Source organism: Cupriavidus sp. C2SS-8b, from assembly GCF_057073745.1.
The window spans coordinates 2,660,296-2,683,810 of the sequence record NZ_CP172716.1 but is presented as its reverse complement, the minus strand read 5'-3'; the positions used below and the strand labels follow the sequence as shown (position 1 = coordinate 2,683,810).

The 23,515-nt window shown below is 64.4% G+C and carries 19 protein-coding genes; 7 read left to right on the top strand and 12 right to left on the bottom strand.

Going from position 1 to position 23,515, the window contains the following annotated elements; genetic code table 11:
- Positions 1-20: 20 nt before the first annotated feature.
- From ACIGJB_RS12385 to ACIGJB_RS12365, 5 genes are all read right to left on the bottom strand, one after another.
- The gene (locus ACIGJB_RS12385; protein WP_483730092.1) at positions 21-836 is read right to left on the bottom strand and encodes a glycosyltransferase family 25 protein; all 816 of its coding nucleotides are present in this window, start codon (positions 834-836) and stop codon (positions 21-23) included.
- The gene (locus ACIGJB_RS12380) at positions 833-2,053 is read right to left on the bottom strand and encodes a flippase (protein WP_483730091.1); all 1,221 of its coding nucleotides are present in this window, start codon (positions 2,051-2,053) and stop codon (positions 833-835) included. Before ACIGJB_RS12380 ends, ACIGJB_RS12385 begins: the two co-directional genes overlap by 4 nt.
- A gap of 41 nt (positions 2,054-2,094) precedes the next feature.
- A complete protein-coding gene (gene wecC / locus ACIGJB_RS12375) occupies positions 2,095-3,351 on the bottom strand; it encodes a UDP-N-acetyl-D-mannosamine dehydrogenase (protein ID WP_483730090.1) in 1,257 nt (418 codons plus the stop codon).
- Between the two features lie 45 nt (positions 3,352-3,396).
- Complete coding sequence (wecB, locus tag ACIGJB_RS12370) at positions 3,397-4,527, bottom strand: non-hydrolyzing UDP-N-acetylglucosamine 2-epimerase (protein WP_483730089.1); 1,131 nt, start codon at positions 4,525-4,527, stop codon at positions 3,397-3,399.
- Positions 4,528-4,640: 113 nt separating this feature from the next.
- A complete protein-coding gene (locus ACIGJB_RS12365) occupies positions 4,641-6,047 on the bottom strand; it encodes an undecaprenyl-phosphate glucose phosphotransferase (RefSeq protein ID WP_483730088.1) in 1,407 nt (468 codons plus the stop codon).
- A 641-nt stretch (positions 6,048-6,688) separates the two neighbouring features.
- Here ACIGJB_RS12365 and ACIGJB_RS12360 point away from each other — a divergent pair.
- Positions 6,689-8,392, top strand: a complete 1,704-nt coding sequence (locus tag ACIGJB_RS12360) for a hypothetical protein (RefSeq protein WP_483730087.1) — start codon at positions 6,689-6,691, stop codon at positions 8,390-8,392.
- A 175-nt stretch (positions 8,393-8,567) separates the two neighbouring features.
- A complete protein-coding gene (locus tag ACIGJB_RS12355; RefSeq protein WP_483730086.1) occupies positions 8,568-9,695 on the top strand; it encodes a hypothetical protein in 1,128 nt (375 codons plus the stop codon).
- 64 nt (positions 9,696-9,759) lie between these two features.
- Here the strand turns inward: ACIGJB_RS12355 and ACIGJB_RS12350 are convergent, their stop codons facing one another.
- From ACIGJB_RS12350 to ACIGJB_RS12335, 4 genes are all read right to left on the bottom strand, one after another.
- The gene (locus ACIGJB_RS12350; RefSeq protein WP_483730085.1) at positions 9,760-9,963 is read right to left on the bottom strand and encodes a hypothetical protein; all 204 of its coding nucleotides are present in this window, start codon (positions 9,961-9,963) and stop codon (positions 9,760-9,762) included.
- A 337-nt stretch (positions 9,964-10,300) separates the two neighbouring features.
- Entirely contained in the window at positions 10,301-10,909 is a 609-nt protein-coding gene (locus ACIGJB_RS12345) for a phosphatase PAP2 family protein (RefSeq protein WP_483730084.1), read from the bottom strand.
- 9 nt (positions 10,910-10,918) lie between these two features.
- Positions 10,919-12,238: a sigma-54-dependent transcriptional regulator gene (locus ACIGJB_RS12340; protein WP_483730083.1), complete on the bottom strand. Its 1,320-nt coding sequence runs from the start codon at positions 12,236-12,238 to the stop codon at positions 10,919-10,921.
- Positions 12,228-14,105, bottom strand: coding sequence for a sensor histidine kinase (locus tag ACIGJB_RS12335; RefSeq protein ID WP_483730082.1), 1,878 nt, complete (start codon positions 14,103-14,105; stop codon positions 12,228-12,230). The genes ACIGJB_RS12340 and ACIGJB_RS12335 overlap by 11 nt, the downstream gene beginning before the upstream one ends.
- A gap of 346 nt (positions 14,106-14,451) precedes the next feature.
- On the opposite strand from ACIGJB_RS12335, the gene ACIGJB_RS12330 reads away from it, so the two are divergent.
- Positions 14,452-14,826 carry a cupin domain-containing protein gene (locus ACIGJB_RS12330; protein WP_483730081.1) on the top strand — a complete coding sequence of 125 codons (375 nt, stop codon included), beginning with the start codon at positions 14,452-14,454 and terminating at the stop codon, positions 14,824-14,826.
- 17 nt (positions 14,827-14,843) lie between these two features.
- Here ACIGJB_RS12330 and ACIGJB_RS12325 read toward each other — a convergent pair whose 3' ends face one another.
- Complete coding sequence (locus ACIGJB_RS12325) at positions 14,844-15,728, bottom strand: IclR family transcriptional regulator (protein ID WP_483730080.1); 885 nt, start codon at positions 15,726-15,728, stop codon at positions 14,844-14,846.
- 135 nt (positions 15,729-15,863) lie between these two features.
- Here ACIGJB_RS12325 and ACIGJB_RS12320 point away from each other — a divergent pair, with 135 nt between their 5' ends.
- The 4 genes from ACIGJB_RS12320 (at position 15,864) to ACIGJB_RS12305 (ending at position 20,118) form a co-directional block, all read left to right on the top strand.
- On the top strand, positions 15,864-16,631 hold the full coding sequence (locus ACIGJB_RS12320) for an enoyl-CoA hydratase/isomerase family protein (protein WP_483730079.1): 768 nt from the start codon (positions 15,864-15,866) through the stop codon (positions 16,629-16,631).
- Positions 16,632-16,642: 11 nt separating this feature from the next.
- Positions 16,643-17,851: a CaiB/BaiF CoA transferase family protein gene (locus ACIGJB_RS12315; protein ID WP_483730078.1), complete on the top strand. Its 1,209-nt coding sequence runs from the start codon at positions 16,643-16,645 to the stop codon at positions 17,849-17,851.
- Between the two features lie 32 nt (positions 17,852-17,883).
- Positions 17,884-19,050, top strand: coding sequence for an acyl-CoA dehydrogenase family protein (locus ACIGJB_RS12310; protein WP_483730077.1), 1,167 nt, complete (start codon positions 17,884-17,886; stop codon positions 19,048-19,050).
- A 75-nt stretch (positions 19,051-19,125) separates the two neighbouring features.
- On the top strand, positions 19,126-20,118 hold the full coding sequence (locus ACIGJB_RS12305; RefSeq protein ID WP_483730076.1) for a Bug family tripartite tricarboxylate transporter substrate binding protein: 993 nt from the start codon (positions 19,126-19,128) through the stop codon (positions 20,116-20,118).
- Between the two features lie 489 nt (positions 20,119-20,607).
- Here ACIGJB_RS12305 and ACIGJB_RS12300 read toward each other — a convergent pair whose 3' ends face one another.
- Both ACIGJB_RS12300 and ACIGJB_RS12295 read right to left on the bottom strand, forming a co-directional pair.
- Positions 20,608-21,813 carry an ISL3 family transposase gene (locus ACIGJB_RS12300; RefSeq protein WP_483729871.1) on the bottom strand — a complete coding sequence of 402 codons (1,206 nt, stop codon included), beginning with the start codon at positions 21,811-21,813 and terminating at the stop codon, positions 20,608-20,610.
- 187 nt (positions 21,814-22,000) lie between these two features.
- On the bottom strand, positions 22,001-23,311 hold the full coding sequence (locus ACIGJB_RS12295) for a dicarboxylate/amino acid:cation symporter (RefSeq protein ID WP_483730075.1): 1,311 nt from the start codon (positions 23,309-23,311) through the stop codon (positions 22,001-22,003).
- Positions 23,312-23,515 lie beyond the last annotated feature (204 nt).

Sequence of the window (23,515 nt, the reverse complement as noted above, 5' to 3'; positions counted from 1 at the left end):
ACGGTAGATCTCTGCATCCTTCAACCGCCCCTTGCTACACGGTGGCGTGTCGCGGCAGCTGCGCGCAGCCAGCCAATAGCGGCCCACCTTCCCAACGCCCGAGCAGTCCGAAGCGGTTCCAGTATCGACTCACGCCAGCGCGGACGCGTCTGGCTGCGGGCGCGCCGTTCAGCTTCGATATCGCTAGGCATGGTTTCAAATTGCTCCCACACCACGTAAGGTCGCATTTCGGCAACACGCATGCCGCCATAGTCGCGATGCCACGGCCAGTCGTCCAGCAACGCGACTACAGGTCCCTGGCTGTAAGCCAGCGCGCGGCGTGCGCCTGCTGCGGAAATCCAATAGCCCACGGCACCCGAGGTCCATTGTTTGAAAGGAAAGCCCATGCGCAGGCCATCGATCTGCGTGTAGTGCTTCAAAGGATTGCGAAAATATGCGCGCGGAGCTGCGCTTCGCGGGAGTTTTGAGCGTCCAAGCTGGACAACGTCCGCGACCTGAGCAAGGTGCTCCTCGTCAAGCCGTAGCACCTTGTCGAAGAAGCTTGGCATCAAAAGCGCATCATCTTCTAGAACGATTGCCCCGTGCCCCGTCTGTGAAATCCGTTCCCAGACGGCACGGTGACTGGCAAAGCAGGCGACTTCTGCGCGTGTCAGTGACCGCCCATAGCGTTGGCGCGCGGCACCGTCGTCGTAAAGCGCCGCAAACGCTGGCTCCGCCAGCCGGCGCGCGTCGATGGCATCTGCGAAACGGAATGCCACTCCATGGCTGGCCAGTGCTGCGGCGATGCTGGCGCGCCGCATTGAGCCTTCAAGAGAGATCACATGGATGTCAGTCATGGTTGCAGCAGATAGGCGCGCATTTCAGTGCGCGCAGCAATGATCAGCAGGTATAGGGCAAGCGTCGCAACTTCCGCGATTAGAAAGGCTCCCGCGGCGCCGGCAGCTCCGAAATGTGGTACCAGGGCAAAAGCCAGCGCCACATTCGCCAGTCCGGCGCCGAACATGACCCAGGCGCGCCAACGCGTGGCGCCGAAGTTTACCAGCACCTGCAGGCCTAGGAAGTAGGCTAGGTTGCCGAACAATGTCGCGGCGCAAAGCCATTGCAGAACCGTGCCGGCACCTTCGTAGCCGGGGCCTAGCACTAGCCGCGTTAGGGGATGAGCCACGACACCGGTCACGGCGACGCCGGTAGCCGTTACCGCAACCGTGGCGGCCGCACCACGCCAAGTCATGCGGGCAGCGTTGTGTCGCTGGGTGCCGAATAGCGTTGCAATGCGGGGATAGAGCACAGTGTTAATCTGCGCTGGCACCATGTTTGCCACGGTCTTGAGCTTGTCAGCTGCGCTGTAGAGGCCGGCTTCATATGTCCCCGCGACCGAACCCAGGATCACCGTATTTGTCGTGCCGAACAGCGTCACGCAGGCGGTTGCCGCAAACATGTCGGCGCCTTGCACCAGCCGCTGGCGCACTGCAGGCCAGGAAGCGGCGGGACGCCGCAATATGCCGAGCCGAGCCGCGACAGTCAGCGATAGACAGCCAGTCAGCACGGACGCCGCAGCCTGCAATCCGATGGCCATCGGGGTGTCTGCAGGCGTTTTCACCAGCAGAAACGTTAGCGGTAACGTGCAAAAGCGCCCTAATAGCGACGCCGTCGTGAATAGCCAGAAGCGCTCTAGGCCCTGCAGCAGCCAGCTCAGCGTGAAAACATTCCCAGCGACGGCGACCCAGGAAAGTAGCAGAGCCGTGCGCATGGCGGCCAATTGCGGGAAGACCTGCAATGCCACCAGCAGCACCGCAAACGATAGCGCGCACAGACAGGCTTTGGCAGCCATGGTCGACCACACAAGTGCATTCAGGGCATGAGGCTCGCCGCGATGTTCCACTACGGACTTCGGTCCGCTGAGGTTGAAGCCCCACTCCGTGAAGACGGTACCGTAAATGGCGAGCGCGGTAGCGTAGCCGAGCAGACCGAACTGCTCCGGGCCGAGGACGCGGGTCAGATACGGGAATGTGGCCAGCGGCACCAGATAGTTGCCGATCTGCCAGGTCAGCATGGCTAACAGGCTTCGTCGGACCCCGGTGCCCGTGGTTCTTGTCATGCGTTGCCTCGACGCCGGCTGGACCACAAGCCGCGGGTATCGATCACGACCTTATCTTGAAGCCGGTCAGTGTCGATGGCGGAAAATTGCGCATGGTCCACCAGCAGCACGATGATATCGGCGTGATCAAAGGCGTAGCCGGGAGTTACCAGCTGCGCACCCTTCAGCTTGTCAGGCAACGTCTGGACATGGGGCTCGACCACCAGCACGCGGCCCAGGTCTTGTTCGATCAGGTGCGCGGTGATGTCCACAGCCGGGCTTTCGCGCAGGTCGTCGATATTGGCCTTGAAGGACAAGCCGAAGCAGGCGATAACGGGCTCGCGCAGGCGGCGCGCTGCGCGGCAGATGCGCTCCAGCACGAAGTGTGGCTTCGCGTCGTTGACCTCGCGCGCAGTGCGGATCAGTCGTGCCTTGTCGCCGGCGGCATCGACAATAAACCACGGATCCACCGCAATGCAGTGGCCCCCGACGCCAGGGCCCGGCTCCAGGATTTTTACGCGCGGATGCAGGTTAGACAACCGGATCAGCTCCCAGACGTTGATGTTCAGGGAGTCGCAGATGATCGAGAGCTCGTTTGCAAACGCAATGTTGACGTCGCGGAATGAGTTCTCCGTGAGCTTGCACATTTCTGCGGTTCGTGCGTCGGTGATCACGCTCCGCCCACGCACGAAGATGCTGTAGAGATCCTGCGCCGCCTTGGCGCAACGAGGTGTCAGCCCGCCGATAATACGGTCGTTCTCGATCAACTCGCGGAGCACGGAACCCGGCAGCACGCGTTCGGGGCAATGGGCAATGCGGATATCGGACTGCTCGCCCGCCTGGTGCGGAAAAGTCAGGTCGGGCCGGGCGTCTGCTAGCCATTGCGACATGCGCTCGGTGGCGCCCACCGGCGATGTTGATTCCAACACGATCAGGTCGCCCGCTTTGAGTACCGGCGCAATGGATCGGGTGGCCTGCTCGATATAGGACAGATCCGGGCGCTTGTCTTCGAGGAATGGTGTGGGCACAGCCAGCAGGAACGCGTCAGCGGGCTCAGGCGTGACTGTGGCACGCAGCAGACCTTGGCTGACCGCTGCGCGTACCAGCATGTCGAGATCTGGTTCGACGATATGGATCTCGCCGCGGTTGATCGTTTCCACCGCGCGCAGGTCGACGTCGACGCCGACCACCGGAATCTGGCGGGAAGCAAACATTGTGGCGGTGGGTAGGCCGATGTACCCAAGGCCAATTACAGAGATTTTCTCGAATTTCATACTAAATCTATGCGGCAGAACTTCTATTGAAGGCGGTGACGGGCGTTACTGCAGGAATGTGCGGATGCCGTCCGCAATGCGCGCACAGGCATGACCGTCGCCGTAGGGATTGATGCTGCGGTGCATAGCCGCGTAAGCGCTATGGTCGTCGAGCATGGTGCGGATGCCTTCGACGATGCAACGCTCATCCGTTCCAACTAATCGCACCGTGCCGGCCTCGACAGCCTCCGGGCGCTCAGTGGTATCGCGCATGACCAGCACAGGTTTGCCCAGCGACGGTGCCTCTTCCTGGATGCCGCCGGAGTCGGTCAGGATCAGGTATGACAGATCCATCAGGCGCACAAATGACAAATAGTCGAGCGGTTCAAGCAGGTGCACATTTGCGATGCCACCCAGTACGCGTTGCACCGGCTCGCGCACGCTTGGATTCAGGTGCACCGGATAAACGACGTCCACGTCGGGGTAGTCACGAGCGACGTGCGCGAGCGCGCTGCAGATGCGCTCGAAGCCGGCGCCGAAGCTTTCGCGCCTGTGGCCAGTTACCAGAACGATTCGGCGGCTTGGGTCGATCGGCGGCAGGCGAGCATCAGTCGCGGCGCGCAGGTTGTGATCGGTAGCTAAGCGTTCGCGCACTGCGAGAAGCGCGTCGATCACCGTATTGCCGGTGACTAGGATGCGCTCGTCAGCCACGGACTCAGCAAGCAAATTCTCGCGCGCGCGCGCCGTAGGCGCAAAATGCAGGTCGCTGAGGACTCCAGTAAGCTTGCGATTCGCTTCTTCTGGCCACGGCGACAAAAGATTGCCGGTGCGCAGGCCGGCCTCGACGTGGCCTACAGGAATCCTGCGGTAAAACGCTGCAAGGCTGGACGCCATGGTGGTGGTGGTGTCGCCATGCACCAGCACCATGTCGGGCTGGAAGGCATCGAGCACTCCGCGCATGCCCACCATGATTTCGGAAGACAGGTCATACAGGTCCTGGCCTGGCTTCATCACGTTAAGGTCGAAGTCCGGCTGGATATTGAACAGTGACATGACTTGGTCAAGCATCTCGCGATGCTGTCCGGTGACGCAGACGCCGCAGGTAAGGCCTTCGCTGCGCTGTAGTTGGCGTACCAGCGGTGCCATCTTAATGGCTTCGGGGCGGGTCCCGAAGGTCAGAAGAATTCGTTTAGTCATGGAATTTTGGAAGACGCGCGGCGCGCTGCTGGCGGCGCAATGGGCACGCCTGCTGCCGTCGTATGGCTAGGTCTGGTTGGTGACGTGTTCAGTCGGATGTGTCAGGTATGGCGTCAGTAAGCGTTGTTTCCTGTCCAGCCGCGGAACGTCGTCCAGAAGATAATTCTCAGATCCATCCAGAACGACCAGTTCCGGATATAGAAGATGTCGTGCTCCACACGCTTCGCCATCTTATCCAGAGTATCCGTCTCCCCCCGATACCCATTAATCTGCGCCCATCCCGTAATCCCAGGCTTGACCCGATGGCGCAACATATAAAGATCGAGCTGTTCCTTATAGATATCGTTGTGCGCCATCGCATGCGGCCGCGGCCCCACAACGCTCATCTCCCCGCGCAGCACATTAATGAACTGCGGAAGTTCATCCAGGCTGGTACGCCGCAGAAAAGCCCCAATGGGCGTCACACGGCTGTCTCCCTTCTTAGCTTGCGTGACGACTTCATGCTCCGTATGCACCTTCATGCTGCGGAACTTGTAGACATGGATAACGCGGCCATCCAGCCCAAGGCGTTCCTGCTTGAAGAATGCCGGCCCAGGCGAGCCCTTCTTAATGAGCAGGGCAATGGTCACCAGCAGCGGGGATAGCAAAGTCAACACCACTGCAGCAAATGCGCGATCGAATGTTGCCTTGATGACGCCGCGCACGCCCAGCGAAGGCGGCCGATTGAGTTCCACCGCCGGCATGCCCATAAAGTCCTGCATCTGATGATTCAACAACTCGAAGTCCATCAAGCTGGGCATCCACTTGATGTCAATAAAGTCATTGCGCAGCGCAAAGGCGATGTTCTGCATCTGACGCGTGGCACTGATCGGCAGGGCGATCCAGATTTCATCAATCTGGTGCTTGCGGGCGAAGCCAGCAATGTGATCACTGTCTTCAATCCGTGGGATGCCTTCTGGCGTTGCATCCTCGACGCCAGCATAGATTCCGGCCACGCGGAATCCGCTCCAGCGGCTCGCCGTAGCCCGGCGATACATCTCCTGACCCGTCGTGCCAAAGCCTACGATCAACACTTGCTTGGAATTTCTGCCGATACCGCGTGCCAGTGCCAGCAGGCTGTAGGTCACGATCCGCAGCGCCAGCAAGGCCACCGCTGTTCCCACATACCAGTACGCCGCCCATAACCGCGACATCGATCCCGCCTGGTGCATCAAGAAGCTCATCAGGATGCCGATAAGCCAGACAAGCGACCATGCGGCCAGTAGCCGTGCGCCGAGCGAAAGAAAGCTGCGACCGCGCCAGGACGTGTACAGGTCGAATGCCGGCAGCACGATCAGCGCTACCACACTGCTGAAGTACAGGATGAACTGATGAATGGGGGAGGCTGCTGCGAAGTCAGAGGGAAAGCGCAACTCGGTGGCCAGGAAGCCGGCCAGCCAGATCGTACTCACGTCTGCCAGGCGTACTGCAATGGCCAGCGAGTCGTGATGCTTCACAAACATGTTGCGATAAATTCCCATGCTTTCCCCGGGGGTGGCGTTATCCCTCCGGCCGGCGCAAAAGCGCAGGCTGGATCTCCCCGTCGAAACAAAGCCAAAGCCCCATAGAGGCCAAGAGCGCGCCTGACCAAGGCGGCATGTGCCAAAACTGTGGCAACTGATATTTTTGGTACTTCTGTTAGTGGCGGCACATTAGCATAAATGCGGGAAATCCACCACGCCAAACGGGCTTGTCCGCCGTCAATCTTCACGGGGAGTTGCGGCGTTGCAGCATGTCACCCATTCGGGGGCAGCGTGGCCGGAAAGTCTGTGGCAATAAGCCTTGACGGTCTTCGTCCAGTCCTTCTCCCCGCTTGGTGGGGTTGCGCTCGCCTTCTCATACGGATCCACGGCGCCGAGCGTCTGCCGGGGCTGCTTTACGCCTGACTGCAGTCGCTTTCCTTACGCGGCGCTTAGCTGTCGCGATTCGAATATATGGCGAAGATGTCGGTGTGATGATTTTGATATTTTCGTGGATTTCTGCGGTAGACTTTCGCCGCGAAGTTTCCCCGCGCGCGCAGATGGGTGGGGAGCGGGCGAGCCGAAGAAGAAAACGTAGCTGTTAGGCCGGCAAACGCTTGTCGGTGGAAAAGCACTTATTGACGATGGGTTGGAGAAAAACAATGCAAGCAAGTCTCTCGAGGCGTTTTACCCTGGTGGCGGCAGCCTCCGCAGCCATGCTGCTGGCGGCCTGCGGCGGTGGCGGCGGTGACAGCACCCCCAGCACCCCTTCGGCCACCATCAGCGGCAAGGCCATCGACTTCTATCTGTCCGGCGCGACGGTGAGCTTCCTGGATTGCAAGGACTCGGCCGGCAAGGTGCGGACGGCTACGACCAACGCGACGGGCGATTTCACCTTCCCGGCAAGCTGCACCAAGAGCGCACTGTCCGTGTCGGGCGGTACCGATATCGGTACTGGCCTGCCGTTCAACGGCGTGATGCAGGCACCGGCGGTTGAATACCGCGCCGGCATTACCCCGATGATCAGCCCGCTGACCACGCTGGTGGCACAACTGGGCGCAGACCAGGCTGCTGCCCTCGCCACCAAGCTCGGCCTGAGCGGCAAGGATCTGCTGAATGCAGATCCGATGACCGATGCCGACGTGCTGAAGGCTGCCGTCGTGGTGCAGCAACTGGTCGAGCAGATCAGCAAGACGCTGCAAGGCGTGGCAACGGGCGCCGGTGGCAGCCTGAGCGCCGATGCCGCCGCCGCAGCAGCCGCAAAGGCCGTGGCAAGCGTGGTCAGCAACGCCAGCGGTACGGCCGACCTGTCGAGCGCAAACACCGTGTCCGATGCCATCAAGGCTTCCGTGAAGAACGCGCAGTCCAGCCTGCCATCCACCCTGCAGGGCAGCATCGACACCGTTGCCGCCAACGTGGCAGCGCTGGCCGCTCCGCTGGTGAGCAAGCAAGTCGGCGACGTGAGCACTGCGCTGGGCAAGATCAAGCTGGGCAGCGATGCATCGTCCACCGTGACGGCGCTCAAGAACAGCGGTGCCCTGAATGCACTGAAGGACAGCAGCCAGTCGACGCTGTCGACCACGCTGGCTTCCTCCACGTCCGCCTCCGTGCTGACCGACGGCACCAATACCTCCAAGCTGGCCAATCTGGGTAATGCCGTGGCAACGGGTTCGGCGGACCAGGTGCAAACCGCGGCCAATGCCGTTACGGGCCTGGACAGCAGCAAGGTGAGCACCATCGTCAGCAAGGTCACGCTGACGGACTACCTGCAAGCCAGCGACGTCCTGATCAATAACCAGTCGGCCACGCTGGGCGACACGATGACGACCACCGGTGGCCTGTCGGACATCAAGGTGACGATCAAGGAAATCGGCGCGCCGTTCGGCACGGGCGCTGCGGACGTCCGCCTGGGCATGCACTACAGCTACAAGGGCAGCACGGTCGACGTGATCTTCGAGAAGGTGTCGCTGGTCTTCAGCGGCGGCAACCTGGTGTCGGCGACGTTCCCGGCCAATACCAGCTACTCGTTCTCGGTGACCGGCGCCGCGCCGGCTTCGGCCACGCTGACCAACGGATCGGCGGACAGCCTGTCCAGCGGCACCGGACAGTTCACGCTGCCGTATGCGGCCATCCTGAACAAGGTGAAGAACAGCGGCGCGCTGAACAGTTCGCAGCTTGCCGCGCTGACGCCGAGCGCGCCTGGCACGGTGGACGTTGCCTTTGCCGTGGCTGGTGTGGATGGCTCGGCCGTCAAGCTTGGCATCGGCACCGGTACCGCAGCGACGTACGCCGGCAAGGTCGCCGTGCAAACCAGCGCCAGCCAGGTCAGCGGCTATGGCCTGAAGTCGACCATCACGATGAACTAAGCAGTCGATTCGCTTCTGGCAGACGCTCCCGCCATGCGGAGCGTCACCGGGCGTTCGCGCACGGCCGCTTTGCGGCGCGTGTCGCGGCCGCCCGGTTTTGTTGTTTACGTGGCCGCGCAAATTCGGTCTGCGGCTCATTCGATTTGCGGGACGCTAGCGTCCTCCGGAGTTCACGATGTTCGAGTTTTGTTCACGCCGAACCATGTCCACGGCGGCGGCAGTGTTTGGCCTGACAGCCGCCGGCACGGCGCTGGCTGCATCGGAAGATGTTTTCTTGCGTGCCGAGCCGACCACCGGCGAGTTCACCGGCTTTCGCGCTGAGGGCAGCTTTGACGCGGTGAACAAGGCGCTGGATGTCTTCAACCTGCGGAACCAGGGCGGCAGCGGCCCGGCGCCCGACAACGCCGGCGACTATCGCGGCGGCCGGGTCATGCTTGGCTACAAGTTCTCGCCGTACTTTTCGGGCGCCGCCACGTACCTGCGCCGCAATATTGACTACGGCCAGGACACCAACAGCATCGACACCTGGCAGCTCGCGTTGCACTACGATCCGCTGGCCGAGCCGGGCGCGAAGGATCGGCTGATCTTCCGTTTTTCCCTGTGGGGCGACCGTGCGGGTTCGGTCAGCAAGACATCGCCCACGCAGGTGCGCGGCACCACCTTTAGCCAGATCCGGGTCAACGATCCCAACGATTTCCAGGCGCAGGCCGATATGATCTTCTCGGGCCAGCTCAGCGAGCGCAGTACGCTGACGGGCTTTCTTGGGGGCGGCTTCAGCAATGTCTCGGTGGGCGACCTGACCGCGCAGGTAAAGCGAGGCAACTGCAATTTCAACGTCAAGATCGGCTCGGACAACATCGCCAACGGCACGCTCGCGTCGCCCTGCAATGTCGGTGGTTCCGTGTTGCAGAACGCGTACTTTTCCGCCAACGCTTCGCAGTTCGGGCTCGACGTCAGCAAGGACCTGAACTACACGGCCGCCTTCCTGACCACGGGCGTGTCCTGGCGCTGGAAGTACGAACGCTTTTCTACCCAGCTCGGCTATAACTTCCAGTACCTGTTCCGCAGCAATATCGACGATCGCTTGTCGAGCTTCGGCGTGTCGCCGATCAAGTCGAACCATACGCTCGGGCTTGAACTTGCCTATAGCGTGACGAAGAGCGTTGAGTTCTACCTTCGCGGACAGGCGTTCAAATACAACTTCGTTGGGACGATTCCGTTCCTGTACAACGCTGCCACGGCTGGACGGATGGATCGGTACTACGGCTACGGGTCGATCGGCGTGCGGTTCTCGGGGTTCTGAGGGCAGGGCGCCTCTCTCTCTCTGTCCTCTCCCTGACAGGGAGAGGACAACTACACGGGCCGCTTTACCAAGCGTCGCAAACCTCCTCCTCCTGCATCGAGTTATCGAGCCGTGCCTTCAGCATCGCCAGCAGGCAGCACGCCGCATGACAGTCCTCGGAGCGATCGCTGGCAATTTCCAGCAAGGCGAGAACGCCATGCAGGCCAGCGCTGATGGATTCGAGCAGGGTGGGATCGTTGGCTTCAACCTGGGTACGGGATACGGGCATCGCAGACTCCTGAGTCGGTTCGGATGGTCCGCCGGGGAAGCATGAAAAGGTGGCGGGCCTGACAGCGGGGAGGGATAGCCGGGGAAAGCAACGAAAAAGCCCGGTCGGCCTTGCAGCCGGCCCCGCCCGGCCCGCCATTGATCTGTTGGCGCGCGCGTGCGATGCGCATGGCCGCATGACGCGGCCTATCGTTGCTTGCCCTTTCAGGTATCCCGACCCGTTCGCCGATGTCTTCGGCGAAGCATGCAGTTTCCCCGGATGCCCGAGCTTCGTCGATGAGACGGATCTGATTACGCATCACGCGCGGGTCAGCACACAGGTCGCTACAGTTGGCGATTCAAAGTCCGCGCTGGTACGGTTGATCGCGGCCCGACAGGTAAGTCGCCATGCTGACCACCAGTCGGTGTGTGGCATTGCTGGCGCCAGGCATTGGCAGCGCATGCAGTGCGGTGAAGACGGCCAATGCGGCAGCCAGCGGGACGATGCTCCGCGGCAACACCTTGTCTCTCGGCAAACTCAGGAAGATCAAACTTACGGCCAGTCCTAACACCAGCCCGGCGATCACTTCTGACGGCGAGTGCGCATGCAGCACCAGGCGCGACCAACCTACCAGTAGTGCCAGGCCGACCCCGCATGCCGCGCCGAACCCGGCGATCCAGCGGCGCGATGGCGGCGCGCACAGGTAGAACAGCACGGGAAGGACCGTGGCCGACATCGCGCTATGGCCGGACACACCGGTGAAGTCCAGCGCAGGGATGCCTACCCCCCATCCCAAAAACGCAAGTTTCGAGGCCAGCGTGATGCCCGCTGCGACGGCCACGCCCGCAAGCCAGCGCAGCGCGCTGCGCGTCTGGCCACGGTGGCATAGCCACAGCCCCGTCAGCACCGCGGCAGGTAGCAGATACGTGCTTTCACCGAATCGCGAGACCACAGGCCAGAAAGACATCCGGTCTCCCTACAGCCCGTACTTCTTGGTCTTGTCGAACAACGTAGTCTTCGCCACCCCCAGCGCCTCGCTGGCCCGCGTGAGGTTTCCGTCGTGCCGGCGCAGGGCATCGGCGATCAGCGCGCGCTCGAATTGCTCGACGGCCTGCGCCAGCGGCAGGGCCTCCGGCGCCGTGGTGCCGTGGCCCGGATCGCAGCCGAGCCCCAGCACGTGGCGCTCGGCCAGGTTGCGCAGTTCGCGCACGTTGCCGGGCCACGGGTAGGCCACCAGCGCGGCCAGTTCGGCCGGCGTGGCCGGCACGGGGTCGCGCCCGAAGCGCAGGGCGGCCTGCGCCACGAAATGCTCGAACAGCAGCGGCACGTCTTCGCGCCGTTCGCGCAGCGCGGGCAGCTCCAGAGTGATCACGTTGAGGCGGTAGTACAGGTCGGAGCGAAACTGGCCGGCGTCGGCCAGCGCGCGCAGGTCGGCCTTGGTGGCCGCGACCACGCGCGTGTCTACGGCCACCGGCTCGTTGGAGCCCAGGCGCTCCACCACGCGTTCCTGCAGCACGCGCAGCAGCTTGATCTGCAGCGGCATCGGCATGCTCTCGATCTCGTCGAGGAACAGCGTGCCGCCTTCGGCATGCTCGACCTTGCCGATGCGGCGCCGCGCCGCGCCCGTGAACGAGCCGGCCTCGTGGCCGAAGATCTCGCTTTCGAACAGCTGCTCGGGCAGGCCGCCGCAGTTGATGGCGACGAAGTGGCGCGCATGGCGCCGGCTGGCCTCGTGCAGGCAGCGTGCCACCAGTTCCTTGCCGGTGCCAGTCTCGCCGTGGATCAGCACATTGGCGGCGGTGTCGGCCAGGTTGGCGATCAGCCCGCGCAGCCGCTCGATGGCGGGCGAGCGGCCGATCAGCGTGGCCTCGAGCTTGTCGCGGCCGGCCAGGCGTTCGCGCAGTTGCGCCACTTCGTGCGTCAGGCGGCGCTGCTCCAGCGCGCGGCGCGTGGCTTCCACCAGTGCCTCGGGCGAGAACGGCTTTTCCAGGAAATCATAGGCGCCTTGCTTCATGGCCTGCACGGCGAGCGCCACGTCGCCATGCCCGGTGATCATGATCACGGGCAGCGACGCGTCGCGCGCGCGCAGTTGCGCGAGCAGGGCCATGCCGTCGATGCCCGGCAGGCGGATGTCGCTGACCACGATGCCGGGCCAGCCGGCGGCGGTCTCGCGCAGCGCCGCCTCGGCGCTGGCCACGCCGCGCGTGGCGATGCCTTCGAGCCGCAGCGCCTGCTCGCAGCCCAGGCGCACGTCGGCGTCGTCCTCGACGATCAGTACGGTCAGTTCATCCTGCATGCGGGTCGTCCTGGCGGATCAGCGGCAGGACCAGCGTGAAGCACGCGCCGCCGTCCGGATGATTGGAGGCGGACAGGCTGCCGCCGTTTTCGTTGAGGATGCCGGCCGACAACGTCAGGCCCAGGCCCAGGCCTTCGCCGGCGGGCTTGGTGGTGAAGAACGGCTCGAACAGGCGCGAGAAGGCTTCTTCCGACAGCCCCGGGCCGTTGTCGCGCACGGTCAGGTACGCCATGCCGCCGCTGACGTGGGCATGCAGGGAGATCATGGGTTGCTCGCGTCCCGTCACGGCGTCCAGTGCATTGCCGACCAGGTTGACCAGCACCTGCTCCAGCCGGTTCGGGTCGCACGCGACCAGCAGCCCGGGCTCCACCTCGCGGCGCAGGCTCGGATGCACGGCCGCGATACGGGTGTCGAGCAGGAACAGCGCGTTGTCCACGGCCTGGGCGAGTTCTGCCTGGCGCACGCCGTTGGACTTGCGCGCGAACGACTTGAGCGCGCCCGTGATGCGGCCCATGCGCTCCACCAGGCCGATGATCGTGCGCAGGTTGGCGCGGGCCGTGTCGTAGTCGCCGCGTTCCAGGAACTTGCCGGTATTGCCGGAAATGGTGCGCAGCGCCGCGAGCGGCTGGTTGAGTTCATGCGCGATGCCGGTCGACATCTGTCCGACCGCGGCAAGCTTGCCGGCCTGCAGCAGGCCGTCCTGGGCCTGGCGCAGCACGGCCTCGGTGCGGATGCGCTCGGCCACTTCGGCCTGCAGGCGCTGGTTGGTCGACGACAGGTCGGCGGTGCGTTCGGCCACCTTGCGCTCCAGTTCGCTGTTGGCGGCTTCGAGCGCGGCGCGCGCGGCCAGCCGCTCGCCGATGATGCGCCGGCGCACGTTCCACGCCGCGCCCAGCAGCAGGATAAAGGCCGTCAGCACGCCGGCCAGCGCGGCGCTGTTCAGTGCCGCGAGCCGTGCCTGCGAAGTATTGGACAGCAGCGTGAGCTGCCAGTCGGTGCCTGGCAGCGCGGACTGTTGCGCCAGCATCGGCGGCCCCTGGCGCAACCGCACCAGGCGGTCGCTGCCATTGCCGAGCACGCGCACGTCGGACAGCGGCAGCTGCGGCAGCGGCGCGCGGTTGTATTGCAGGCTGCGCGCGAAGCGCGCGCGCGCGTCCGCCGACAGCGGGCGCAGGGCCGCGAGTTTCCAGGACGGGTCGGACGCCAGGATCACCACGCCGTTCTCATCCGCCAGCAGCATCTGGCTGTCGGCGCCCTGCCAGCGGTTCTCCAGCGGCTCCAGGCCGATCTTGACCACTGCGACGCCGTCGGGGTTGTCGCGCTCGCCCAGCGGTGCGGACAGGTAATAGCCGGACTCGCCGCGCGTGGTGCCCACGCCGTAGAAGCGGCCAAGCTGGCCTTCCATGGCGGCGCGGAAGTATGGGCGGAAGCTCAGGTCCTCGCCCAGGTAGCTGTCGGGCCGCTGCCAGTTGCTCGTCGCCAGCACCTTGCCGCGCGCATCGAGCACGTAGACCACGCGGGTGCCGGCACGCGTGTTGAGGGCGGACAGGTAGTCACTGGCCCGCGCCGCCGCGGCGATGTCGTTGGGCTGGCGCAGCAGCGTGCCGATGCGCTCGTCCAGCGTCAGCAGGCTCGGCACGTAGTCGTAGTGCGCCAGTTCGCTTTCCAGCGCCTGCGCATACAGGCGCAGCTGCACCTGGCCGCGCTCGGACTGGCGAGCCAGGGCGGTGTCGTAGCTGAAGCGGTAGGCAAGCCATCCGGCCAGGCCCACCAGCACGGCCAGCGCCAGCAGCGCTAGCAACGGCGCGGCGCCACGCAGGGCGGCGGGGCGGGGAGCGGGGTGGTGTGGGTCTGGCGAACCGGTCATGAAGTGCTGGGTAAGGCTGGTCTTGGGGCGGGGGGCCGGGGGCTTCGGCGGGGCCTATTTTTACCACACCGGGAGGGGGGCATCTTGCACAGGGGACGGATTCCTTGGCGGGCGCTCGGGGGATCAGGAAGCTTTGGGGGCGGCGACGTTCGAGGCCAGCTGATTCGTCGTCATGATGCGCCAGACATTCGCAACGTCAGCCGTCGACACGCTGAAACCGCACCTGTTTTCCGTCCGTCTGTACTAGATTTGGATTGTCCCCGCCGGGCAGTGCCAATCCGTTTTCCGGTGCGTTTTTGTTCCGGTCGGTGGCAACCGTTCTTTTTGGATAGACGGAGGTGAAGACATGGGAGCCCCAGTTGCCGTAACCAGATTTGAAGTGAAATCCCACGCGTCGCCCGACGAAGTTCGCGCCCCGGCGAAGACCCGGATCGAGGTCGTCCAGCTTGAAGGCTTCACCATCGGGCGCTTCAATTTCGAGCCCGGATGGCGGTGGTCGGAGTGCATCAAGCCGGTCGCGAAGACCGACCACTGTCAGGCCTCCCATGTGGGCTATGCGGTATCCGGACGTCTTACCGTTCGAATGAAAGACGGAACCGAGAAGACAATAAGCGCAGGCGATTCGTACACGATCCCGCCGGGACACGAAGCTTGGGTGGAAGGCGACCAACCCTTCGTTGCGCTTGAGGTGATGTCGGCCGACACCTACGCCAAGGCTTGATGGCGAAACACGTGGTCCTACGTTGCATCGTCGACGATGCCGCACGCCGTCCGGATCTTCGCAATCAGGTCGAGCAGCAACGGCGCGTACCGGGCCACGTCCCGCCTCTTCTCGCTGGGCTTGTGCGGGAAGCTGATATTGAGGCCGTACCACTGATGGTCCGGGCCGCGAAACGCGGCGCCGACTGCGGTCAGATGCCCCGGCTGGTAGTTGGCTGTGCAGTAGCCCAGTCTCTGTGCCTGGCCGATGCCGCGCGATAGCGCCTTGCTCACGGCCGGCCAGTCCTCACCGGCTTTCCGTTCGATCCTCGCCAGGAATTCGGCGCGTACCGCCGGCGTTTCGCAGGCAAGCCAGGCCATGCCGATCGAGGCCTGTTCCATCGGGATCCTTGTGCCGCGCGCCACGCGCCGCGTACGCGACACGCTATCGCTGCTGCAGCGCACGGAGGCCAGGTAGACCATCGCGGTCTGGTCCGGCACGGCAAGGCCGACATTGACCATTTCCGTCTCGGCAATCGCTCGCATCAGCGGCAAGGCGATCTCCGGCACCTCAACGGCATGGTAGAAGGCGTCCGCCAGGCTGACCACCACGGCCGCCAGACGGTAGGCGCGTTCGGTGGTGTCATAGCGCAGGAACCCGCTGTCCACCAGCGAGCGCGTGAGCCGGCTCACCGTCGGCCGGGGCAGGCCGGTGCGCGCGGCAAGTTCCGCATTGGTCAGGCTCGAAGACCCGATGCGAAACGCGCGCAGCAGCGTCAGTCCGCGCTCCAGCGACTGGCTGCCTTCGGTCTGCCGCGTGAAGCAGCCCGTGCTGTGCGTCAGTTCGCGGCTCGACGGCTCGGCCGCGTGCGCGGACGTGCGCGAACTCGTGCGCGGCGGTGAGGCGGATCGGGAAGTGGCCATGGCAGGGAAGCGCGGCGCCGCGACATACACGTCCCGCGGCACCCGCAGCAATTTCAGAATCCGAAATTGCAGTGTAGCGCAGCCGCGCGGGTCGGCGAATACTGGTTGCGTTCTTCACCCCTGGAATGCTTCGCCATGACCTCCGCTTCTGCTGTCATCACGCTGAGCCGCGACGCGCACGTCGCGCAGATCGAGATATCCCGGCCCCCTCACAACTTTGTCGACGTCGACGTCATGCGGCAGCTCGCCGAGATATTGCTTCAGCTCGATGAAGACGACGGCTGCCGCGCCGTGGTGCTGGCCTCCGGCGTCGGCACCTTCTGCGCCGGGGCCGACTTCAGTGGCGCAGGCAGTGTCTCGCGCGATCCCTCGGCGTTCTATGCGCAGGCGATGAAGCTTTATCGCAACCGCAAGCCGATCATCGCGGCGGTGGAAGGGCCGGCAATCGGCGCCGGGCTGGGCCTGGCGCTGGTCGCCGATTTCCGCGTGACCTGTCCCGAAGCGCGTTTCAGCGCCAACTTCAACCGGCTCGGTTTTCATCCCGGCTTTGGCATGAGCGTGACGTTGCCGCGCCTGGTGGGCGAACAACAGGCTGCACGCCTGCTCTACACGGGCCGGCGCATCGGCGGCGAGGAAGCCGTACGGATCGGCCTGGCCGATGAACTGGTCGCGAAGGAAGCGGTGCGCGCGCATGCCCTGGCACTCGCGCATGACATTGCAGCGTCGGCGCCGCTGGCCGTGGAAAGCACGCGCGAAACGCTGCGGCTGGGCCTGGCGGACCGCATTGTCGAGGCCAACCAGCGCGAGTTGTCGATGCAGCGTGTGCAGTTCGCCACCGCCGATTTTCGGGAGGGGGTTGCCGCCATGGCGGAACGCCGCACGCCCGTGTTCCAGCGCCACTGAGGAGGGAAACGATGCAATCAACGCAATCCGCTTGCGCCGGCCCGCTCGATGGCATCCGCGTGCTGGACCTGACCTCGGTCGTACTCGGACCGCTCGCCACGCAAACGCTGGCCGACCTGGGCGCGGACGTCGTCAAGATCGAAGGACCCGAAGGCGACCTGATGCGCGCCAACGGCGTCTCGCGCAACCCCGGCATGAGCTCGATCTATCTGGCGTTGAACCGCAACAAGCGTTCGGTGGTGCTGGACCTGAAGACCGAAGCGGGCGCCGCGGCCCTGCGGCAATTGATCGCGGGCGCCGATGTCTTCATCCACAACATGCGCGTGGCCGCCATCGAGCGCCTGGGCTTCGGCTATGACGCCGTGACCGCGATCAATCCGCGCATCGTCTACTGCGTGGCGACCGGCTTCGGCCAGGACGGCCCGCACCGCGACAAGCCTGCCTTCGACGACATCATCCAGGCCGGGTGCGGTCTCGTGTCGCTGGGCGCCGCCGGCGGCAGCCGGCCTGAGTACGTGCCGAGCCTCATCGCCGACAAGACCACAGGCCTTGCGCTGGCCAACGCGGTACTGGCCGCGCTGCTGCATCGCGAGCGCCATGGCGAGGGGCAGGCCGTTGAAGTGCCGATGCTGGAGACCATGGCGAGCTTCGTGATGGCCGAGCATCTTGCCGGGCTGACCTTCGATCCCGCCACGGGAGGCGCCGGCTATGCACGGCTGCTGGAGGGCGGCAGGCGGCCGGCGCGGACCGCCGATGGCTGGATCTGCGCACTGCCTTATACGGACCGGCATTGGAAGGCGTTCTTCCGCGCTGTTGACCGTGAAGACCTGGCCGCGAAGTACAACATCGCCAGCCGTGCCGAGCGCAATACCCACATCCGCGCGCTGTACCAGCATTTTGGCGAGATCACGCCGGGCCGCACCACGGCGCAGTGGATGGCGCTGTTCGAGACGCTCGATATTCCCGCCACGCCGATCTATACGCCCGACGAACTGCCATCGCATCCACATCTGGAAGCGGTCGGGCTGTTCCAGCCCACCGTGCATCCCACCGAGGGACCCTTGCGCGAAATGCGTCCGACGGCCCGGTTTTCGGCCACGCCGCTGGCCCTGCGCCGCCACGCGCCGTTGCTGGGCGAGCACACCGCGGAAGTGCTGCGCGAGGCCGGCCTGGCGCCGTGCGATATCGACGCGATCGCCGGTACCCCGGCCGTTGCCTGACGCCACGAGATATTTCATTCAGGAGACCACGCATGCACTTCCAACTCGATGAAGAACACCAGATGCTCAAGGACCTGGTGGCGCGCTTCGTCCGCGAACAGTTGATTCCGCTCGAGCCGGCCGCGCTGGCGCGCGAGGCTGAGGGCGGGCAATTCATGCTGACCCCGCAGGAGCAGGACCGGCTCGACGGGATGTCGCGCGAACTGGGCCTGTGGGGGCTGGACGCCCCGGCCGAGATGGGCGGCGCGGACTTGCCCGTGGTGGCAATGGTCGGCGTCAACGAAGAGCTGGGCAAGACCGTCACGCCATACGACCTGCCGCCCGATTCGCCCAACCTGCGCATGCTGCTGAAGACCGCCGATGCGGCGCAACGCGCGCGCTATCTTGAGCCGTACGCACGGGGCGAGACGATTTCCGCGATTGCCATTTCCGAGCCTGGCGCCGGCGGCGATCCCGCCATGATGACCACGCGCGCCGAGCGCGACGGCGATGACTGGGTGCTCAACGGACGCAAGATCTGGATCAGCCGCGCCGCGCGCGCCGACTGGACCATCGTGATGGCCGTCACCGACAAGACGCGCGGCGCGCGCGGCGGGATCTCCGCCTTTCTCGTCGATCGCGGCACGCCCGGCTTCAAGGTCGAGCGGCGCATCGCGATGATTGGCGGCGCCAGCACCTATGAGTTGGTGCTGGAAGACTGCCGCATTCCCCAATCCCAACTGTTGGGCGTGGAAGGGCAGGGCTTCGCGCCGATGCAGACGCGGCTGTCCAGCCGCCGCGTGCAGATGGCGGCGTGGTGCATCGGCCGGGCGCAGCGCGCGCTCGACATGCTGTGCGAGTACGCGCCGCAGCGCCGTACCTTCGGCGCCGCGCTGGCGGACCGGCAAGCCATCCAGTGGTGGGTCGCCGACGCCGCCACGCGCATCCACGCGTGCCGCCTGATGACCTATGAGGCCGCGGCTCGCATCGACAAAGGTGAGGAGGCCCGCACCCAGGTCTCGATGATCAAGGTGTTCGCCACGGAAATGGCATGGGACGTCATTGACCACGCGATGCAGGCATTCGGCGCCATGGGGATGACGAAGGAAATGCCACTGCAGCAGATGGCCAACGAAACCCGGCTGATGCGCATCTACGAAGGCCCGTCCGAAGTGCACCGCTGGGTGATAGCCCGCGAGCTGCTAGGGCTCAAGCGCTAGCGTGCGCCGGCCCCGGCATTCACTGAAGTACCGATACCGGCGCGAGATGCCGCCGGACGCATGACAGGAGACCACATGACCACCACTTTCAGCGCTTCGCGGCGACGTTTCACCTTGATGGCGGGCGTGGCGTGCGCGGCCGGGCTGGCCGGTCTGCCGCCCGCTTGGGCGCAGGCCTTTCCCAACCGGCCGATCCGTTTCATCGTGCCGTTTCCGTCCGGCAGTGGCACGGACATGACCGCGCGCGTCTTTGCCAAGAAGATCGGCGATCTGACGGGGCAGGGCGTGGTGGTCGAGAACAAGCCCGGTGGCAACGGCTTCATCGGCGTGCAGACGCTGCTTGGCGCGCCGGCCGATGGCTACACGGTATTCATTGGCAGCAATTCCACGCTCTCCACCAATGCCGCCACGTTCCGCAAGCTGCCCTACGACCCGCTGACCGACTTCAAGCCGATCACGCTGCTGTCGCGCGGGCCGTGCCTGATCATCGTGCCGCAGAACTCACCGTATCGGACCCTCGGCGAGTTGGTGGAGGACGCGCGCAAGCGCCCCGGAGCACTCAACTACGGCACTGGATCCGTCTCGTATACGTTGTACAGCGAGTGGCTGAACGAGCAGAGTCGCATGAAGACGACCGGCGTGCCCTACAAGGGCGCGGGCGATGCCATCAACGGCGTGCTGGCCGCCAATGTCGATTTCGCGGTAGTGGACGCCAGCGGCGCCATCGAACTGGTGAAGTCGGGAAAACTGCGCGCACTGGCCTACACGGCCCCCCAGCGTTCGCCGTTGTTGCCCAACGTGCCGAGCGCAAGCGAGGCGGGCGTGCCGGACTTTCTGGCCTACAACTGGGTGGCGGCGGCGGTGTCCGCGAGGACGCCCGAGCCGGTCGCGCAACGGCTGGGCGAGCTGTTCAGCCAGGCTGCGGCTTCCGCCGAGGTCAAGGACTACTACCAGCGCCAGTCCACAACGCTGATTGTTTCCACGCCTGCGGAACTGCACAACTATCAGAAGGAGGAAATCGCCAGATGGAAGCGGCTGGCCGCGATTGCAAAGATCGAATTGCAGTAGCGGATACCTAAGGAGCGAACCCGGATTACTTGGTGGCTCCTTCAAGCCACGCCATCGGTAGGACGCCTACGGCTGCGCTGCGCGCACGGTGAAAACCAAAGGGGAATGGCGGAGCGGAAGCACTAGCATCTGCGCCGTTGATGTCTTCCCGCCAGCCGACTACTGAGCCGCGCAGCAGCCGAAGGCGATGATGCGATAACGCTGGCAGCGTCGGGCCACGGACAGGTTCGGGGCTGGTTCAATCATTGCCGGGGAGCCTGCAGGCGGACGCGCACCACGCGGCAGGCAGCCGGGCATTCTCTGAAGCGAATACCCGTACGAAATTCTTCGCACACTACGATCAATATTCGCCCGTTAGGGCAAGTAAACGCGTTCTTTGGTTACTTTCTGTCGCTCGGACAGAAAGTGACTCGCCGGCTACGCCGGCGAAACAGCCGCGCCTGCCAAGAACGACGCGCAATTCGCCGAAGATCCAAAAAAAAAGGTTCTTCACCGATTTCCGGGGAAGGCCGCCCGGATCTTCAGGAAGAAGTAATGGTCATCACGGAAGCCATAGGCCATCCGTTTGATGACCTTGATCCGGTTATTGATGCCCTCCACCAGATTGGTTCCCAACGGCCAGCGGCTATGAGCCAGGATGCCTGGCAGGTAAGGCTTGAGGCGTTTGGCGAACAGGCAAAGAGGTGCGATGCCGCTGGCCATGGCGCGCTCGTACCACCCTTGCCAGAAGCGCCGGGCGTAGCCGGGATGCCGGTATGTCCAAAGTGTCTTGAGATCGTCCTTGAGCACGTAGACGGTCATCAGCGCTTGGTTGGCCGCCAGTATTTCATCAAGCCGGATCTGATCGGCCTCACGGGTAACGTTCTCGCGGTTGCGCAACAGCAACCAGCGAGAAGACTTCACCACCTTACGGGCCGCCTTGTCGCCGCGTAGCCGATTGGCCTCATCCACCCTAACGCGATCGATGACTTCACGGCCGTACTTGGCCACCACATGGAACAGGTCATAGACGACCTGTGCGTGCGGGCAATGCATCTGCACTTCAAGGTCGTAGGCGGTATTCATGTCCATCACTGCGGCGCGAATCTTGGCGCAGCCTTCGGGGCCAAGTAGCTCGAAGAAGGGTCGGATTTCCTCTCGCGAGCGTCCGCGCCCAACCCAGAGTACCCGCTTGCTCGACGGCTCAACGATGACCGTGGCATAGCGATGGCCCTTCTGGATAGCAAACTCGTCCATCGCGATCACGGTGACGCCTTTCAGGTCGACCGGCCCCAGTTCCCGTTCCAGATGACGCAGGTCGATGCGCTTGACCGTAGTCCAGGCCAATTGATAGAAGGCAGCGACATGGCGCAACGACATGACCTTGCACAGTCGCGCTACGCTGGCGGCTAGCCGCGTTGTCACCCGCGCATAGGGTGCGAGCCAGTCCAGGCGTTCCAGCTTCGGGCCACATTGCCGGCAAGCTAGACGAAGTCGCGGCACGACCAACTCCACCGGAGTCTCGAACATAGGCAGATCCCGCACGCGTCGCTCTACCCGATCGTGGATACTGCTAACGCCTCGACCACAGCCATCGCAGCACCGCCTCCGGCGCCCCTTAGGTTCCAGCCGGATGAGGCAAATACGTTGCCCATTACGGGTCTCTTCCCAGCTATCGCGCAGGCGATAGCCTTCCCAGCAGCCGAGCTGGGCCATACAATCGCGCAGGGCCAACCTCCACCTTCCTGATTCTTGTTGTGTCGCAACTCCAAGATAACAGTGGTGGGCGCGTTGGCCCTTTTTGTTTCTATACGGTCACGCAGATCGGCGAAGAACCAAAAAAAAGCCCAACTGCCTGATCGACAGCCGGGCTCCGGCGCGTGTCCTGCGGAAACAGGACGGCTTACTTGCCCGCCATCACCTGGCCGGGTGCCAGGGCAGGGGCGCTGTCCGCGACGGGTTCATCCTCGTCGGACGGCACGGGCGCGCCGATGGCGCCTTCGCTTTTGGCGACGACAGCCGTGGCAATCGCATTGCCAAGCACATTGGTCACAGTGCGACCCATGTCCAGTACGTGGTCGATGCCGAGCACCAGCAAAATGCCCGCTTCCGGCAACCCGAACATCGGCAGCACGGCAGCGACCACCACCAGCGAGGCGCGCGGCACGCCGGCGATGCCCTTGCTGGTGACCAGCAGCACCAGCAGCATGGTGATCTGCTGGGTCAGCGACAGCTGGATGCCATACACCTGCGCCACGAACAGCGCGGCGAACGAGGTGTACATGATCGAGCCGTCCAGGTTGAACGAGTAGCCCAGCGGCAGCACGAAGTTGGTGATGCGCTCCTTGACGCCGAAATGGGTCAGCTGGTCGATCACCTTCGGGTAGGCCGATTCGCTGCTGGCCGTGGCGAAGCCGATCATCAGCGGCGTACGCATGCCCTTGAGCAGGCGGAACACGTCGCGGCCCAGGAAGAAGTAGCCGCCGCCGATCAGCGCCACCCACAGCAGCGCCAGCGCCAGGTACATGCTGCCCAGCAGCTTGGCGTAGACCGCCAGCACGCCCAGGCCCTGCGCGGTAATGACGGCCGAGATGGCACCGAACACGCCCACCGGCGCGAACGCCATGACGTAGTTGGTCACCTTCAGCATGACGTGGCCCAGGCCCTCGATGCCTTGCAGCACCGGCTTGCCCACGCCGTCCTTGACCGTGCCCAGCGCAAAGCCGAAGAACAGCGAGAACACCACGATCTGCAGGATCTCGTTGGTGGCCATGGCTTCGACGAAGCTCTTCGGGAACATGTGCGCGACGAAGTCACGCAGGTTCAGCGAGCCGGTCTTGAGCGTCGAGGCGGCGTCGGCGGCGGGCAGCGGCAGGTTCATGCCGTGGCCCGGGGTCAGCAGGTTGGCCATCACCAGGCCCAGCAGCAGCGAGGTGATGGACGCACCGATAAACCAGGCCATCGCCTTCATGCCGATGCGGCCGACGGCGCGGCCGTCGCCCATGCTGGCGATGCCGGCCACGAGCGTGGCGAACACCAGCGGGCCGATGATCATCTTGATCATCCGCAGGAACACGTCGGTGAGGATGGACAGGTGGTCCGCAATCGATTTGGCGGTGGCGGCGTCCGGCGACAGATTGTGCGCGGCGGTGCCGACCAGCACGCCAAGCAGCATCGCAATGAAGATCAGGGTGGGCAGTCGGTTCAGTTTCATCGTGGGTCAGGCCGTGCGCCCGGTGCCTCGCCCGCGGACGGGGAAGGAGCCGGACGGCTGTATTGCGGGATCGGCGAGGCCGGAACGCTGTGCCGCCGGCAAGGGCGGTGCGTCGCGCCGGCGCGGCCGGGGACGTCAGCGGGGCAACAGGCGCCGCAATCGCGCCGGGGCGGCGCGGACTGGTTGATGGTCGGGTTCCGTCAT

Coding starts and splice junctions, on each gene's coding strand:
- ACIGJB_RS12335 (WP_483730082.1), bottom strand. CDS start 14,105: ATGACCGGTTCGCCAGACCCACACCACCCCGCTCCCCGCCCCGCCGCC.
- ACIGJB_RS12295 (WP_483730075.1), bottom strand. CDS start 23,311: ATGAAACTGAACCGACTGCCCACCCTGATCTTCATTGCGATGCTGCTT.
- ACIGJB_RS12305 (WP_483730076.1), top strand. CDS start 19,126: ATGACCACCACTTTCAGCGCTTCGCGGCGACGTTTCACCTTGATGGCG.
- ACIGJB_RS12345 (WP_483730084.1), bottom strand. CDS start 10,909: ATGTCTTTCTGGCCTGTGGTCTCGCGATTCGGTGAAAGCACGTATCTG.
- wecC (WP_483730090.1), bottom strand. CDS start 3,351: ATGAAATTCGAGAAAATCTCTGTAATTGGCCTTGGGTACATCGGCCTA.
- ACIGJB_RS12360 (WP_483730087.1), top strand. CDS start 6,689: ATGCAAGCAAGTCTCTCGAGGCGTTTTACCCTGGTGGCGGCAGCCTCC.
- ACIGJB_RS12330 (WP_483730081.1), top strand. CDS start 14,452: ATGGGAGCCCCAGTTGCCGTAACCAGATTTGAAGTGAAATCCCACGCG.
- ACIGJB_RS12300 (WP_483729871.1), bottom strand. CDS start 21,813: ATGGCCCAGCTCGGCTGCTGGGAAGGCTATCGCCTGCGCGATAGCTGG.
- ACIGJB_RS12315 (WP_483730078.1), top strand. CDS start 16,643: ATGCAATCAACGCAATCCGCTTGCGCCGGCCCGCTCGATGGCATCCGC.
- ACIGJB_RS12380 (WP_483730091.1), bottom strand. CDS start 2,053: ATGCTGACCTGGCAGATCGGCAACTATCTGGTGCCGCTGGCCACATTC.
- ACIGJB_RS12350 (WP_483730085.1), bottom strand. CDS start 9,963: ATGCCCGTATCCCGTACCCAGGTTGAAGCCAACGATCCCACCCTGCTC.
- wecB (WP_483730089.1), bottom strand. CDS start 4,527: ATGACTAAACGAATTCTTCTGACCTTCGGGACCCGCCCCGAAGCCATT.
- ACIGJB_RS12310 (WP_483730077.1), top strand. CDS start 17,884: ATGCACTTCCAACTCGATGAAGAACACCAGATGCTCAAGGACCTGGTG.
- ACIGJB_RS12385 (WP_483730092.1), bottom strand. CDS start 836: ATGACTGACATCCATGTGATCTCTCTTGAAGGCTCAATGCGGCGCGCC.
- ACIGJB_RS12320 (WP_483730079.1), top strand. CDS start 15,864: ATGACCTCCGCTTCTGCTGTCATCACGCTGAGCCGCGACGCGCACGTC.
- ACIGJB_RS12355 (WP_483730086.1), top strand. CDS start 8,568: ATGTTCGAGTTTTGTTCACGCCGAACCATGTCCACGGCGGCGGCAGTG.
- ACIGJB_RS12325 (WP_483730080.1), bottom strand. CDS start 15,728: ATGGCCACTTCCCGATCCGCCTCACCGCCGCGCACGAGTTCGCGCACG.
- ACIGJB_RS12365 (WP_483730088.1), bottom strand. CDS start 6,047: ATGGGAATTTATCGCAACATGTTTGTGAAGCATCACGACTCGCTGGCC.
- ACIGJB_RS12340 (WP_483730083.1), bottom strand. CDS start 12,238: ATGCAGGATGAACTGACCGTACTGATCGTCGAGGACGACGCCGACGTG.